Raw genomic sequence first — 15,164 nt, 5'->3', positions numbered from 1 at the left:
CGATTTCCAAGAGGGGCGCGCTATGGCACGCAAAAAGGGCCGCGACGTCAACGGCTGGCTGATCGTGGACAAGCCCGCGGGCATCGGCTCGACCGCGGTGGTGGCCAAGGTCCGCTGGGCGCTGGATGCGAAAAAGGCGGGCCATGCGGGCACGCTGGACCCCGACGCGACCGGCGTCCTGGCCGTGGCCCTGGGCGAGGCGACCAAGACCGTCGCCGCCGTCGCCGACGCGCTGAAATGCTATGACTTCACGGTCACCTGGGGGGCCGAGACCGCGACCGACGATGCCTCGGGTCAGGTGGTGCGGACCTCTGATGCCCGCCCCGACCGTGCCGCCATCGAATCCGTGCTGCCCGCCTTTACCGGCGACATCATGCAGGTTCCCCCGGCCTTTTCCGCCGTCAAGGTCGATGGCGAACGCGCCTATGATCTGGCGCGCGAAGGCGAGGAACTGGATCTGGCCGCGCGTCCCCTGTGGGTGGAAAGCCTGACCCTGCTGGATTGCGACGCCGACAGCGCCCGGCTGGAGATGATCTGCGGCAAGGGCGGCTATGTCCGGTCGATCGCCCGCGACCTGGGCCGGGCGCTGGGCTGCCTGGGCCATGTGGCCCATCTGCGCCGCACCTGGTCCGGGCCGTTCGAGGCCGGGGACGCCGTGCCCTTCGACCGGATCGACCGGGACGCGCAGGACTGGCTGGACACGCGGCTTCTGCCGCTGGAGGTGGCCTTGGCCGACCTGCCGATGCTGCGCGCCACGCCCGAAGGCGCGGTCCGCATCCGCAACGGCAATCCCGGCCAGGTGACGGGAACGGCGGACTGGGGCGATCTGGTCTGGGTCGCGGATGCCAGGGGGCCGGTCTGCATCGGGCGGTATCAGGGCGGGCTGGTCCAGCCCGAACGGGTCTTCAACCTTCAGCCCAGATAGGCCCGCAGCCCCGGCGGCGGATCGTCCAGCAGCGGATCCGTCGGCACGGGCGGATGCGCCACCCCGCCATCCACCAGGATCGTCTGCGGTGCAAGGCGGCGGGCGTCGCCGGGGTCGTGCGTGACCATCAGCACCGTGGCATTGGTCCGGTCGGCGATGCGGGCCAGAAGGGCCAGCATTTCCGCCTTGAGCGCGGGACCAAGCGCCGCGAAGGGTTCGTCCAGCAGCAAGACGGGACGCGCCCGCAGCAGCACGCGCGCCAGGGCCACCCGGCTCTGCTGGCCACCCGACAGGTTCGCGGGGCGGCGGTTCTCTGTCCCGTCCAGCCCGACCTCGGCCAGGACTTGCGCGACGCGGGCGCGCTGGGGTTCGGACAGGCGCAAGTCGGGGCGCAGGCCCAGGCCCAGATTCTGCGCGACCGTCAGGTGCGGAAACAGGTTCTGGTCCTGAAACAGCATCGACACCGGGCGGCGCCCCGGCGGCAGGGCGGTGATGTCCTGCCCGTCGACCCGGATGCGGCCCCGGTCCGGTTCAAGGAACCCGCCCACGAGGGACAGCAGCGTGGATTTTCCCGACCCCGACGGGCCGATCACCGCCACCCGCGCGCCCGTGGGCACGGCCAGGTCGGCGGACAGATGAAAGGCGCCGCGCGTGACGCGGATCCCGTCGAATTCAAGCAAGGCGGCCCCCACGGTCGAAGATCCAGAACAGCCCGAAGCTGATCGCCATCAGAAGCACCGCGCAGGCCGACGCATCGGCCATGCGATAGGAATTCATCAGTTGATACAGGTGCAAGGGCAGCGTCGGCCGGTCGCTGGCGAACAAGGTGATGACGCCCAGATCCCCCATCGCCAGCGCCGCCGCAAGCCCCCCCGCAAAGCCCAAGGGGCGGCCAAGGCGGGGCAGCGTGACCCGCCGCAGCCGCGCCAGCCCGCGCAGATCCAGCGAATCGGCCAGCCGCCCGTAATCGCCGTGCAGCGTCCGCGCCGCCGGGATCAGCGCGCGCAGCCCGAACGGCAGGGCCATGACCGCGTTGATCGCCACCGTCACCGGCAGCGCCAGCGCCTGCGGCCCGACCCAGGGACGCGCCAGGATGAACAGCCCGGTCCCCAGCACCAGGGGCGAGGCGATCAGCGGCAGCATTCCGGCGGTTTCCACCCAGCGCATCCGCCCGCGCGCCAATGCCAACGCCAGGGTCAGCGACAGGACCAGCGCCAGCAGGGCCGAGATCAGCGCCATGACCACGGACCGCAGGGTGGCCTCCCACACCTCGGGCGGCAGGGCGGGGATGCGGGGCAGGCCGCGCGCGGTCACGGCGGCCATGGGCCAGATCAGGAAGCCTGCCGCGGCTGCGATCACAAGGGTGTCGCCGATCCGGTGCCAGCCGCCCGGCGCGGCGGGCCGGTGATCCGTGTCCTGGCCTGCGCCGAAGGCCGCGGGAATGGCGATCCGGCGGGCCAGCATCATCGCGCCGATGCAGACGGCGATCTGGATCAGCCCCAGGCTGGCCGCCCGGCCCAGGTCGAAATCGAACCGGAACGCCTGATAGATCGCCAGCTCCACCGTCGTGGCGCGCGGCCCGCCGCCCAGCGCCAGGGCCACGGTAAAGCTGGTCAGGCAGACCAGGAACACCGCCAGCCAGACCCCCGGCAGAACCGCCCGCAGCATCGGGCGTTCCAGATGCCGGCCCGTGTCGCGGGGGGAAAAGCCCAGCGATTGCGCCAACCGGAACCGTTCCGCCGGGATCGCCTGCCAGCCGTGCAGGATCAGGCGCACCGACAGGGGCAGGTTGAAGAACACATGGGCCAGGATCACGCCCTGCCAGCCATAGATGCTGACTTCGGGCAGGCCCAGGGCGCGCGCCGCGTCGTTGACCGCGCCGCTGCGGCCGAAGACCGCGATCAGCCCCATGATCGCCACGATCACCGGCAGGATGAAGGGCGCGCCCAGCAGCGTCACCAGGGCCGCCCGCCCCGGAAAGCGCCGCCGCGCCAGGGCGCGCGCGACCGGGACGGCCAGGGCCGCCGACAGCGTGGCGGACAGGGCCGCCTGCCACAGCGTGAACCAGACCGCGCGTCCGTCCCACGGCCCCAGCCCCGACAGCCCCTGCGCGGACCAGGCGACAGCGGCCAGGGTGCCGCCGATCAGGACCGTCAGCGCAAGGGCAACGACCGCGCCCCCGGCTTCGGCCCGCGTCAGCCGGAAAACGCCCGCAGCCATTCGTCAAGCGCGGGTTGACGCAGCGCCTCGGCCTCGTCTTCGGAATGGAACAGGGTCTTTTCGGGGCGCGGCAGGTCGCGCATGACCTGCGGCCAGTCGGTTTCAGGCAGCTTGGCGGGCAGGGACCAGTTGGCCAAGGGGATCGTCGCCTGAAAGTCCGGCGTCAGGATCCAGTCCATGAATTCCTGTGCCAGTTCCGGCTGGTCGGTGGTGCGGAGTTGGGCCGCGACCTCGGCCATGAAGTAGTGGCCTTCGGGAAAGATCGCGGCCTTCTTGGTCGGGTCGTCCTCGGCCGCGATGTGATAGGCGGGCGATGTGGTGTAGGACAGGACCATGTCGGCCTCGCCCTCGGTGAACATGCCATAGGATTCCGACCAGCCCTTCGTGACCGTCAGCACCTTGGGGGCCAGCTTGGCCCAGGCCTGTGGCGCGTTGTTGCCATAGATCGCCTTGACCCACAGCAGCAGCGCCAGCCCCGACACGGACGACCGGGGATCCTGGATCACGATCTTCAGGTCGTCGGGCGCATCCAGCAGGTCGGCAAAGCTGGCGGGCGGGTTGTCCAGCCGCGTCTCGTCATAGACGAAGGCGGTTTCGCCCCAGTTGTAGGGCAGGAAGATGTCGTCGGTCCATCCGATCGGCAGCGACAGGTCCGTGGTGTCCTGGCCGTGCGGCGCGAACAGGCCCGATGCGCGGGCGCGGGCGGTCACGTCGGTGTTCAGGCCGAAGACGATGTCGGCTTGCGTTCGTTCCCCCTCCATCAGCAGGCGCGGCAGCGCGTCGCCGGTGACGAAGCGCAGGTCGCAGGCGCAGAACGCCTCGAAGCCTTCCTCGATCCTCGGTCCCGGCCCCCATTCGCTGGTGACGGATTCGCCCGCATAGACGGTCAGGACGGGCTTGTCCTGCGCCATGGCCGGGGGCGCGGCCAGCAGGGCGATCAGCAGGGAATGTTTCATCGCTGTCTCCTTTCCACAGAGGTTCCGAAAGAAAGGACAGCGTCACCTTCCCTCCGCCGGTGTTAGCCGGATCAGGTTCAACGGGTCCGCTTTCGCGTCTCAGCCGGATGGCCCCCCGAGGTTCTGTCGAATGTAGGGATTTCGCAGATGCGCGCAAGCGGCTAGAAACGCCGCCATGACGAGGGACATCACCGACCAGCCCACGCCGATGATGGCGCAGTATCTGGCGATCCGGGACGCCAATCCCGGCGCGCTGCTGTTCTATCGGATGGGCGATTTCTACGAGATGTTCTTTGACGATGCGGTGGCCGCCGCGAGCGCCCTGGACATCGCGCTGACCAAGCGCGGCACCCATGGGGGCGAACCCATTCCGATGTGCGGCGTGCCCGTCCACGCCGCCGAAGGCTATCTGCTGACGCTGATCCGCAAGGGGTTCCGCGTGGCCATCGCCGAACAGATGGAGGATCCGGCCGAAGCCCGGAAGCGCGGGTCCAAATCGGTGGTGGCCCGCGACGTGGTGCGCCTTGTCACCCCCGGCACCCTGACCGAGGAATCGCTGCTGGAGGCGCGGCGCCACAACTATCTGGCGGCCTGGGCGCAGGTGCGCGACGACTGCGCGCTGGCCTGGGCGGACATTTCCACCGGCGCCTTTCAGGTGATGGATTGCGCCCAGGCGCGCCTTGCCCCGGAACTGGCGCGGCTGGCCCCGCGCGAGGTGCTGGCGGCGGGACACGACTTGCGCGGCCTGGTCGAGGATGCCGGGGCGGCGCTGACCGACCTGCACCCGTCCGCCTTCGACAGCGCGGCGGGGGCGCGGCGGCTGTGCGCGCTTTACGGCGTGGACACGCTGGACGGGTTCGGGTCGTTCAGCCGCGCCGAACTGGCGGCCATGGGGGCCATCGTCGATTACCTGGACCTGACGCAGCGCGGCAGGCTGCCGCTGCTGCGCCCGCCGGTGCGCGAACGCGCGGGCGGGGCGATGGGGATCGACGCGGCCACCCGGCGCAATCTGGAACTGACCCAGGCCCTGTCCGGCGGGCGCGAGGGGTCGCTGCTGGCGGCCATCGACCGCACGGTGACGGCGCCCGGCGCGCGGCTGCTGGAACGGCGCATCGGCGCGCCCAGCCGCGATCTGGCGCTGATCGGGGCGCGCCACGACGCGGTGGCGATGCTGGTGGACGATCCGCGCCTGACGGCCGACCTGCGCGCGGCGCTTTCCCGCGTGCCCGACATGGACCGGGCGCTGTCGCGGCTGGCGCTGGACCGGGGCGGACCGCGCGATCTGGCCGCGATCCGCGCGGGGCTGGCGCAGGGGGCGGCGATCGCGGCGCGCCTGCCGGGCGATGCCGCCCCGGTGCTGGCAAATGCCGCGCGCGACCTGATCGGGCATGATGCGTTGATCGGGCTGCTGGATGATGCGCTGGTGGCCGAACCGCCGCTGCTGGCGCGCGACGGCGGCTTTGTCGCGGCGGGCCATGACGACGATCTGGACCAGACCCGGCGGTTGCGCGACGAAGGCCGGGGGGTGATCGCCGGAATGCAGGCGGACTATGCGGCCCTGGCCGGGGTGGGCAGCCTGAAGATCAGGCACAACAACGTCTTGGGCTATTTCATCGAAACCACGGCCACCCATGCCGAACGGATGATGGCCCCGCCGCTGAACGCAACCTTCATCCACCGCCAGACCACCGTCAACCAGATCCGCTTCACCACCGTCGATCTGTCGGAACTGGAAACCCGCATCCTCAACGCCCGCGACCGGGCCTTGGAAATCGAGCGGGGGATTTTCGACCGCCTTCGTGCCGCCGTGCTTGACCACGCCGCCCCCATCGGACAGGCCGCCCGCGCCCTGGCCGAGATCGACCTGGCCGCCGGTTTCGCCGACATCGCGGCGGGCGAGAACTGGACGCGCCCCGTTGTGGACGACAGCCGCGCCTTCGTGATCGAGGGCGGCCGCCATCCGGTCGTGGAACGGGCGCTGCGGCGCAAGGCGGACAGCTTCGTCGCCAACGACTGCGCGCTGACCGAAGGGGATACCCCGGCGATCTGGCTGCTGACCGGCCCGAACATGGCGGGCAAATCCACCTTTCTGCGCCAGAACGCGCTGATCGCGGTGCTGGCGCAGGCAGGCGCCTTTGTCCCCGCCCGGCGCGCCCATGTCGGTCTGGTCAGCCAGTTGTTCAGCCGCGTCGGCGCCGCCGACGACCTGGCGCGGGGGCGGTCCACCTTCATGGTGGAAATGGTGGAAACCGCCGCGATCCTGAACCAGGCCGACGACCGCGCGCTGGTGATCCTGGACGAGATCGGGCGCGGCACCGCGACCTGGGACGGGCTGTCGATCGCCTGGGCGGTGATGGAGCATCTGCACGGGGCGAACCGCTGCCGCGCGCTGTTCGCCACCCATTACCACGAGATGACGGCCCTGTCGGCCAAGCTGGACGGCGTGGAGAACGCCACCGCCGCCGTGCGCGAATGGGAGGGCGAGGTGATTTTCCTGCACGAGGTGCGCAAGGGCGCGGCCGACCGCAGCTATGGCGTGCAGGTCGCCCGGCTGGCGGGGCTGCCTGCGTCCGTCGTGGACCGCGCCCGCGCGGTGCTGGACGCGCTGGAATCGGGCGAACGGGACGGCGCCGCCCGCCCCGCCGCGCTGATCGACGATCTGCCGCTGTTCCGCGCCGCGCCGCCCGCGCCCCTGCCCGCGCGCATCAAGGAAAGCCCCCTGGACGCGCGCATGAAGGACATCCACCCCGACGCCCTGACCCCGCGCGAGGCGCTGGACCTGATCTATGACCTCAAAGCCCTGAGCAAGGACACCGCATGAGCTTCAACACCTTTGGCCGCGCGTTCCGGTTCACCACCTGGGGCGAAAGCCATGGCCCCGCCCTGGGCGCCACCGTGGACGGCGTGCCCCCCGGCGTGGCCCTGGACGAGGCGTGGATCCAGCAGTTCCTGGACCGCCGCCGCCCCGGCACGTCGAAACACACCACCCAGCGGCGCGAGGCCGATCAGGTGCGCATCCTGTCGGGCGTTTTCGAGGACCGCACCACCGGCACGCCCATCCAGCTGATGATCGAGAACACCGACCAGCGGTCCAAGGATTATGGAGAGATCGCGCAGGCCTTCCGCCCCGGACACGCCGACATCACCTATCACCTGAAATACGGCCATCGCGATTATCGCGGCGGCGGGCGGTCAAGCGCGCGCGAAACGGCGGCGCGGGTGGCGGCGGGGGGCGTGGCGCAGGCGGTGCTGCGCGACCTGCTGCCCGATCTGCGGATCACCGGATACATGGTGCAGATGGGCGCGCTGCATCTGGACCAGGCGCGGTTCGACGCCAGCGCCATCCCCGATAACCCGTTCTTCCTGCCCGACCCCACCGCCGTGCAAGAGTGGTCCGCCTATCTGGACGCCATCCGCAAGGACCAGAACAGCGTCGGCGCCGCCATCGAGGTGCTGGTCGAGGGATGCCCGCCGGGCCTCGGGGCGCCCATTTACGCGAAACTGGACACCGATCTGGCCGCCGCGATGATGTCGATCAACGCGGTGAAGGGCGTCGAGATCGGCGAAGGGATGGGGGCCGCCGCCCTGACCGGCACCGACAACGCCGACGAGATGCGCATGGGACCGGACGGGCCGATCTATCTGTCGAACCACGCGGGCGGCATCTTGGGCGGCATCAGCACCGGCCAGCCGATCACCGTGCGCTTTTCGGTCAAGCCGACCAGTTCCATCACTACCCCGCGCCGCGCCATCGACCGGCACGGCCAGGACATTGACCTTGTCACCAAGGGCCGCCACGACCCCTGCGTGGGCATCCGCGCCGTCCCCGTGGCCGAGGCCATGGCCGCCTGCGTGGTGCTGGACCATCTGCTGATGGACCGGGCGCAGACCGGGGGTGCGCGGGGGCGGATCGGCTGACGGTCAAAAATCCGCCGTCCGGCCGCCGGAACGCCGGGATTGTCATAAAACGGTCACGCTTCTTTCGCACAAGCGTCACCACTGGCGCTTAGGTCACGCACAGCCCCAGTTCTGGGCGTGACGAAAACAGGAGAGATCCATGTCCACCGTGAAATTCGCCGTCTCGGCCCTGGCCGTGATCGCCGCCTCGGCCACCGCCGCCGCCGCCCGTGAGCAGATCCGCATTGTCGGATCGTCCACCGTCTTTCCCTATACCCAGGCCGTTGCCGAGGAGTTCGCCAACCAGACCGGCGCCCCGGCGCCCATCGTGGAATCGACCGGCACCGGCGGCGGCATGCAGATCTTTTGCGAAGGCATCGGTGAGAACACCCCCGACATCACGGGCGCGTCGCGCGCCATGAAAAAGTCGGAATTCGACCTGTGCGTCCAGAATGGCGTCACCGACATCAGCGAGGCGATGATCGGCTATGACGGACTGGCAATGGCCGTCAGCCGGCAGAGCGAGGCGGACTGGAACCTGACGCTTGCGCAGGTGTTCCTGGCCCTGGCCGCCGAGGTTCCGCAGGACGGCCAGATGGTCGCGAACCCCTACATGAAATGGTCCGAGATCGATCCGAGCCTGCCCGACACCGACATCATCGTCCTGGGTCCGCCCCCGACCTCGGGCACCCGCGATGCCTTTGTGGAACTGGCGATGCACGCCGGTTGCGAGGAGATCGAGGAGATCGGCACGATCGCCGAAGCCTCCGGCAACGAGGACTGGGTCACCGAAAACTGCTCGCGCATGCGCACGGACGGCCCCTTCATCGAGGCGGGCGAGAACGACAACCTGATCGTGCAGCGCCTGAACAGCGATCCGAACGCGCTGGGCATCTTCGGCTATTCGTTCCTGTATGAGAACACCGATTCGCTGAAAGGCGTTAATCTCAATGGCGTCGAAGCAGGCATGGAAACCATCGCTTCGGGGGAATACCCCCTGTCGCGGCCGTTGTATTTCTATGTCAAGAACGCGCATCGCGGCGTGATTCCGAACCTTCAGGAATTCGTGGACGAATACATGTCCGAAAACGCCCTGGCGGCCGGCGGCTATCTTGAGGAACGCGGCCTGGTCGCGCTGCCCGATGACGAGCGCGCGGCCTTGCAGGAGTCCGTCCGCACCGGTTCGGTCAAGCTGGACATTGCCGAGTAATCGAACCATCGCCCCCGCCCGGACGCGTCCGGGCGGAGGCTTTTCCAAGAGGGTGCCATGACCGGAATAGCCTTCGCGCTGCTGCTGACGGCCGCGCTGACAGGGTACATGATGAATCGGCGTGCGGCGCTTGCGCTTCGCGATGGCGGGCAGCGGCTTCATTCGGTCGGGATGTTCCACGGGCTGTATGCCGTCCTGGCAGTGGTTGTCCCGTCGGTGGTCGTGATCCTGCTGTGGTTGATGCTGCAAGCGCCCGTCATCAATGCGATGGTCATGTCCGGCCTGCCCGCCGGGACGCTGGACGGCCTGGACAGCGGCGCGCGCCAGCTTGCCCAGGCCGAGATCCAGTCCATCGCCGGCGGCCGCATCTTCGGTTCGCCCGAATCTTGGAAACTTGACGCGGCCGAACGGCTGAACAGCCTGCGCGGCCTGTCGGGCTGGCTGATGGTTGCCGTGGTGGCCCTGGTCGTCGCCGCAGGCCTGTGGCTGACCCGGCGCAGCGTCGCGCCGCAATTCCGGGCGCGCCAGGCGGTCGAGCGGATCGTGCTGGGGCTGATGATCTTCTGTTCGGTCATAGCGGTCTTCGTGACCGTCGGCATCGTGCTTTCGCTTGTCTTCGAATCGATCCGGTTCTTCCAGATGGTCCCCATCACCGAATTCCTGTTCGGAACCCGGTGGGAGCCGCAGATCCCGATCCGGGCCGACCAGATCGCGGCCGACGGAGCGTTTGGCTGGCTGCCCGTGCTGCTTGGCACGCTGGTCATCACCTTCGTGGCCATTGTGATTTCCGTCCCGGTCGGGCTGATGTCGGCCATCTATCTCAATGAATTCGCCAGCCCGCGCTTTCGCGCCGTGGCCAAGCCCATGCTGGAAATCCTTGCCGGCATTCCGACCGTCGTTTACGGATTTTTCGCCATCCTGACCGTCGCGCCCGCGATCCGCGCCTGGGGCGCAGCCCTGGGCATTCCGGTCGCGCCGAACACGGCGCTGGCGGCGGGAGGGGTCATGGCGATCATGCTGATCCCCTTCATCTCGTCCTTTGCCGACGATGCCTTGTCGGCCGTGCCGCGCAGCCTGCGCGACGGCAGCATGGCCCTGGGCGCCACGCGGTCGGAAACCATGCTGAAGGTGCTTTTCCCGGCCGCCGTCCCAGGCATCGTCGGCGGCGTCCTGCTGGCCATCAGCCGGGCCATCGGCGAAACCATGATCGTGGTGATGGCCGCCGGCCTGATCGCGAAAATGACGATCAATCCGCTGGACAGCGTCACGACCGTGACCGTGCAGATCGTGACGCTGCTGATCGGCGATACCGAATTCGACAGCCCCAAGACCCTGGCGGCCTTTGCCCTGGGTCTGATGCTGTTCATCCTGACCCTGCTGATAAACATCGTCGCCTTGCGTGTGGTGCGAAAATACCGCGAACTTTATGACTGAGGACCAGAGCGATATGTCCGATCAATCCGCCGACATTGCGCAAAGGCACGACTGGGGCTCGGCTCGCTTTCAAAGCAACCTGGCCCGGCGCCGCCGCAACGAGAAAATCCTGGCAGCCTTTGGCCTTGGTGCCATCGCCATGGCGTTTCTGGTGCTGGCGATCCTGCTGTGGACCCTGATTTCGGGCGGCGCGCAGGCCTTTCGCCAAACCCATGTGGCCATCGAGGTGCCGGTATCGGCCGAATGGGTCGATCCCGCGGATCCCGCAAAGGGGAATTATCGCAACGTCATCCGCGATGCGATGCAGACGACCTTTCCAGACGCCGATCCCTCCGAACTGCGGGCGCTTTCCGGAATTCTGTCCAACGCGGCCCAGTTCGTCGTGCGCGACAAGGTGGTGGCCGATCCGTCCTTGATCGGGCAGACCGTCAGCATCGATGTCCCGACCTCGGATCCCTATGACCAGTTGAACAAGGGCAATGTCGACACCCAGTCGGCCGAGAACACCCGTCGCCTGTCCGATGCCGACATCGCCGCATTCCAGCAGTTGAAGGATCAGGACCGGATTTCCCTGCCGATCAACTGGGCGCTGTTCACCAACGCGGATTCCCGGTTCCCGGAACTGGCCGGCCTCAAGGGCGCCATCGTCGGTTCGGCCTATGCGCTGCTGATCTGCTTTCTGATCTCGTTCCCGCTGGGCATCGGCGCGGCGATCTATCTCGAGGAATTCGCCCCCAAGAACAAGCTGAGCGACATCATCGAGGTCAATATCAACAACCTGGCCGCCGTGCCCTCGGTGGTTTTCGGTCTTTTGGCCCTGGCCGTGTTCCTGGGGTGGTTCGGAATGCCCCGGTCCGCGCCGTTGGTGGGCGGACTGACGCTGGGCATCATGACCCTGCCGACCATCATCATCGCGACCCGCGCGGCGCTCAAGGCGGTGCCGCCGTCGATCCGCGAGGCGGCCCTGGGTGTCGGGGCGTCAAAACAGCAGGTCGTCTTCGGGCATGTCCTGCCGCTGGCGATGCCCGGCATCCTGACCGGCACGATCATCGGCCTGGCCCAGGCCCTGGGCGAAACCGCGCCCTTGCTGCTGATCGGCATGAACGCCTTTGTGACGGCCGCGCCGGCGACCCCCTTCGACGCCTCGACCGCCTTGCCGACGCAAATCTTCATCTGGGCCGACAGCCCGGAACGCGGCTTCGTCAGCCGGACCTCGGCAGCCATCCTTGTGCTGCTGGGCTTTCTCGTCGTCATGAATGCCGTTGCCATCTGGCTGCGCAACCGTTTCGAGCGCCGTTGGTAATTCCCCCGAAGGAGTCCACAATGTACGACACAACCCGCCGAGAGGGCGCCGTGACCCAAGACGACATCAAGATCCAGGCCCGCAAGGTGCAGGTCTTTTACGGCGACAAGCAGGCGCTGAAGGACGTGGACGTGGACATCCTGGACAAGACCGTCACGGCTTTCATCGGCCCGTCGGGCTGCGGCAAGTCCACCTTTCTGCGCTGCATCAACCGCATGAACGACACCATTCCCATCGCGCGGGTCGAGGGCGAGATCCTGCTGGACAACGAGAATGTCTATGACCGCCGCGTCGATCCGGTGCAGTTGCGCGCCAAGGTGGGCATGGTGTTCCAGAAGCCGAACCCGTTTCCCAAGTCGATCTATGACAACGTGGCCTATGGTCCCCGCATCCACGGGCTGGCCCGCAACCGCGCGGAACTGGACGGGATCGTCGAAGGCGCCTTGCGCGGCGCGGCGCTGTGGAACGAGGTCAAGGACCGCCTGACCGAACCCGGCACCGGCCTGTCGGGTGGCCAGCAGCAGCGCCTGTGCATCGCCCGCGCGGTCGCGACCAGTCCCGAGGTTCTGCTGATGGACGAACCCTGTTCGGCGCTGGATCCCATCGCCACCGCCCAGGTCGAGGATCTGATCGAGGAATTGCGCACGCAGTTTTCGGTCGTGATCGTGACCCATTCCATGCAGCAGGCCGCGCGGGTCAGCCAGAAGACCGCCTTCTTCCACCTGGGCAACCTGGTCGAATACGGCGACACCGACGACATCTTCACCAAGCCGAAGGACAGCCGGACCGAGGCCTATATCTCGGGCCGGATCGGCTGAGGCAGCAGAAAGGGCAGGACACATGAACCGCGAAAAGCATATCTCATCGGCCTTCGACCGCGATCTGGAAACCATCCAGGCGCTGGCCGTCAGGATGGGCGGCATGGTCGAGGCCGCGATCAGCGACGCCGCCACCGCCCTGGAAACCCGTGACGAGGATCTGGCCGACCAGGTGCGCCGCCGCGACAAGGCCATCGACGCCCTGGAGGTGCAGCTGAACGAGGAAGCCGCCCGGCTGATCGCCCTGCGCGCGCCCACCGCGACCGACCTGCGCATGGTCCTGGCGGTGATGAAGATCGCCCACTCGCTGGAACGGGTCGGCGACTATGCCAAGAACATGGCCAAACGCACCCATGTCCTGTCGCAGATGCCCGCCATCGAAGGGTCCGGCCTCGCCCTGCGCCGGATGAGCGCGGCGGTCGGCAAGATGCTCCAGGACGCGCTGGACAGCTATATCCGCCGCGACGCCCAACTGGCCGAGGACGTGCGCCAGCGCGACCTAGAGGTGGACCAGATGTACAACGCCCTGTTCCGCGAATTCCTGACCCACATGATGGAGGATCCGCGCAACATCACGGCCTGCATGCACCTGCATTTCATCGCCAAGAACGTCGAGCGGATGGGCGATCTGGCCACGGCCATCGCCGAACAGGTCATCTATCTGGTTTCGGGCGACCTGCCCGACGATTCGCGTCCCAAGGACAACCGTGTCCCGTTCGCGGACGCGGCCGCCGGGGGCTGAGCCGATGTCCCGGCAAGCCCCCTGTGTTCTGGTGGTCGAGGACGAGGGCGCGCAGCGCGAGGTGCTGCAATACAACCTCGAGGCCGAGGGGTTCGCCGTCGTCGTGGCCGACAACGGCGAGGATGCCCTGCTGCTGGTCCAGGAGGAACAGCCCGACCTGATGGTGCTGGACTGGATGCTGCCCAAGGTGTCGGGAATCGAGGTCTGCCGCCAGGTCAAGGCCGACCCGGCCACCCGGTCGATCCCGATCATCATGCTGTCGGCCCGCAGCGAGGAAACCGACCGGGTGCGCGGGCTGGAAACCGGGGCCGACGATTACGTCGTCAAACCCTATTCCGTGGTCGAACTGATGGCCCGGCTGCGCACGCAGTTGCGCCGCACCCGGCCCGCCAGCATGGGCGAGCGGCTGTCGTTCGCCGACATCATCCTGGATGCTTCGGAACATCGCGTGTTCCGGGCCGGAAAGGCGCTGCACCTGGGACCGACCGAATTCCGGCTGCTGTCCACGCTGATGGAAAAGCCGGGCCGGGTCTGGACGCGCGAACAGTTGCTGGACCGGGTCTGGGGGCGCGACATCTATGTCGATACCCGGACCATCGACGTGCATGTCGGGCGGTTGCGCAAGGTGCTGATGCAGAATGGCGGTTCGGACCCGGTGCGCACCGTGCGCGGCACGGGCTATTCGCTGGGATAGCCTGGCTCAGGTTCGGTTGGCGACAAAGGCGATCACCTCCTCCAGCCCCGGAATGGCATCGCCCGCGCCGGGGCGCGTCACCTTCAGCGCCGCCGCCCCCGCCGCCAGCCGCAGGGCCGCGGGCACATCCTCTCTGCGATCCAGCAGTGCCGCGAAATAGCCCGCGAACGTGTCGCCGGCCCCGGTGGTATCGACGGGGTTCACCGCAAAAGCCGCCTGACGGTGGACGGTGCCGGTGGCCAGGTCGCGGTATTCCGCGCCATCGCCCCCGCGCGTAATCAGCAGCCCCTCGACCGGCAGATCGCCCGGCATGGCGGCGAACAGCGCCTCGGCTTCTCCGGCGTTCATGGCCAGGATCGTCACATGGGGCAAGACGGCGGCGACCGCATCGATGCCGAAGGGGGCGGCGGAATAGATGACGCGCGCACCGGCCCTGCGGGCGATCCGGGCGGCCTCGACCTGGGCGCTTGTTTCGTTCTGGATCAGCAGGGTGTCCCGCGCCTTGATGGCCGACAGCGGCTTTTCCAGCATGTCGGCGGTGATGGCCCGGTTGGCGCCGGGATGGATGACGATGGCGTTTTCGGCCTGCCCGTCCAGCAGGATGTTCGCGTGACCCGTGGCCTGATCGGGCAGGCGCAGGATATGGGCCGTGCAGACGCCGCGGCTTTTCAGGCGTTCGATCACCCAGTCGTCCTGGATTCCCATGGCCCCAAGGTGATGGGTGCTGGCCCCGGCGCAAGCTGCGGCGACGGACTGGTTCGCCCCCTTGCCCCCCAGCCCCTTGGCATAGCTGCGCGCGGCCAGCGTCTCGCCCGGCCGGGGAAGATGGTCCAGCCGATAGACATGGTCGATATTGATCGATCCAAGGTTCCAGATTGCCATGCCGCATCGCTCCCTGCTGCGCCGGACCATGTTGGCGGCGGCGGGCGGCTTGTCCAGTGACGAAAAACGCGCCCCGCAAGGGA

At 68.1% G+C, this 15,164-nt stretch carries 13 protein-coding genes and 1 riboswitch; of the genes, 9 read left to right on the top strand and 4 right to left on the bottom strand.

What is annotated here, in order from left to right:
* Nucleotides 1–22: 22 nt before the first annotated feature.
* Nucleotides 23–925: a tRNA pseudouridine(55) synthase TruB gene (gene truB / locus CHB77_RS03465; RefSeq protein WP_089386796.1), complete on the top strand. Its 903-nt coding sequence runs from the start codon at nucleotides 23–25 to the stop codon at nucleotides 923–925.
* On the opposite strand, the gene thiQ is transcribed toward truB, so the two are convergent.
* The 3 genes from thiQ to CHB77_RS03450 are packed head-to-tail and all read right to left on the bottom strand — an operon-like array spanning nucleotide 913 to nucleotide 4,101.
* Nucleotides 913–1,605 carry a thiamine ABC transporter ATP-binding protein gene (gene thiQ, locus CHB77_RS03460; protein WP_089387142.1) on the bottom strand — a complete coding sequence of 231 codons (693 nt, stop codon included), beginning with the start codon at nucleotides 1,603–1,605 and terminating at the stop codon, nucleotides 913–915. The two genes, truB and thiQ, sit on opposite strands and share 13 nt — an antisense overlap.
* Complete coding sequence (locus CHB77_RS03455; protein WP_089386795.1) at nucleotides 1,598–3,145, bottom strand: thiamine/thiamine pyrophosphate ABC transporter permease ThiP; 1,548 nt, start codon at nucleotides 3,143–3,145, stop codon at nucleotides 1,598–1,600. Before CHB77_RS03455 ends, thiQ begins: the two co-directional genes overlap by 8 nt.
* Nucleotides 3,121–4,101: a thiamine ABC transporter substrate-binding protein gene (locus tag CHB77_RS03450; RefSeq protein ID WP_089386794.1), complete on the bottom strand. Its 981-nt coding sequence runs from the start codon at nucleotides 4,099–4,101 to the stop codon at nucleotides 3,121–3,123. The genes CHB77_RS03455 and CHB77_RS03450 overlap by 25 nt, the downstream gene beginning before the upstream one ends.
* A 31-nt stretch (nucleotides 4,102–4,132) precedes the next feature.
* Nucleotides 4,133–4,229: riboswitch (TPP riboswitch) on the bottom strand.
* Between the two features lie 47 nt (nucleotides 4,230–4,276).
* On the opposite strand from CHB77_RS03450, the gene mutS reads away from it, so the two are divergent.
* From mutS to phoB, 8 genes are all read left to right on the top strand, one after another.
* Nucleotides 4,277–6,922: a DNA mismatch repair protein MutS gene (gene mutS, locus CHB77_RS03445; RefSeq protein ID WP_089386793.1), complete on the top strand. Its 2,646-nt coding sequence runs from the start codon at nucleotides 4,277–4,279 to the stop codon at nucleotides 6,920–6,922.
* Nucleotides 6,919–8,019: a chorismate synthase gene (gene aroC, locus CHB77_RS03440; protein WP_089386792.1), complete on the top strand. Its 1,101-nt coding sequence runs from the start codon at nucleotides 6,919–6,921 to the stop codon at nucleotides 8,017–8,019. The genes mutS and aroC overlap by 4 nt, the downstream gene beginning before the upstream one ends.
* Nucleotides 8,020–8,158: 139 nt before the next feature.
* On the top strand, nucleotides 8,159–9,208 hold the full coding sequence (locus CHB77_RS03435; protein WP_089386791.1) for a substrate-binding domain-containing protein: 1,050 nt from the start codon (nucleotides 8,159–8,161) through the stop codon (nucleotides 9,206–9,208).
* Nucleotides 9,209–9,265: 57 nt separating this feature from the next.
* Nucleotides 9,266–10,642 (top strand): phosphate ABC transporter permease subunit PstC, encoded by a 1,377-nt coding sequence (gene pstC, locus CHB77_RS03430; protein ID WP_089386790.1) that lies wholly within the window; start codon nucleotides 9,266–9,268, stop codon nucleotides 10,640–10,642.
* 13 nt (nucleotides 10,643–10,655) lie between these two features.
* On the top strand, nucleotides 10,656–11,945 hold the full coding sequence (gene pstA, locus CHB77_RS03425; RefSeq protein ID WP_089386789.1) for a phosphate ABC transporter permease PstA: 1,290 nt from the start codon (nucleotides 10,656–10,658) through the stop codon (nucleotides 11,943–11,945).
* Nucleotides 11,946–11,965: 20 nt separating this feature from the next.
* Nucleotides 11,966–12,763: a phosphate ABC transporter ATP-binding protein PstB gene (gene pstB, locus CHB77_RS03420; protein WP_089386788.1), complete on the top strand. Its 798-nt coding sequence runs from the start codon at nucleotides 11,966–11,968 to the stop codon at nucleotides 12,761–12,763.
* A gap of 22 nt (nucleotides 12,764–12,785) precedes the next feature.
* On the top strand, nucleotides 12,786–13,505 hold the full coding sequence (gene phoU, locus CHB77_RS03415; protein ID WP_089386787.1) for a phosphate signaling complex protein PhoU: 720 nt from the start codon (nucleotides 12,786–12,788) through the stop codon (nucleotides 13,503–13,505).
* Nucleotides 13,506–13,509: 4 nt separating this feature from the next.
* Entirely contained in the window at nucleotides 13,510–14,199 is a 690-nt protein-coding gene (gene phoB / locus CHB77_RS03410; RefSeq protein ID WP_089387141.1) for a phosphate regulon transcriptional regulator PhoB, read from the top strand.
* A 6-nt stretch (nucleotides 14,200–14,205) separates the two neighbouring features.
* Here phoB and CHB77_RS03405 read toward each other — a convergent pair whose 3' ends face one another.
* A complete protein-coding gene (locus CHB77_RS03405) occupies nucleotides 14,206–15,081 on the bottom strand; it encodes a ribokinase (protein ID WP_089386786.1) in 876 nt (291 codons plus the stop codon).
* Nucleotides 15,082–15,164: the final 83 nt, after the last annotated feature.

It is taken from the genome of Paracoccus sediminis (genome assembly GCF_900188295.1).
Classification (GTDB): domain Bacteria; phylum Pseudomonadota; class Alphaproteobacteria; order Rhodobacterales; family Rhodobacteraceae; genus Paracoccus; species Paracoccus sediminis.
The sequence above is the reverse complement of the archived record's forward strand: the minus strand, read 5'-3'. Positions and strand labels throughout refer to the sequence as shown.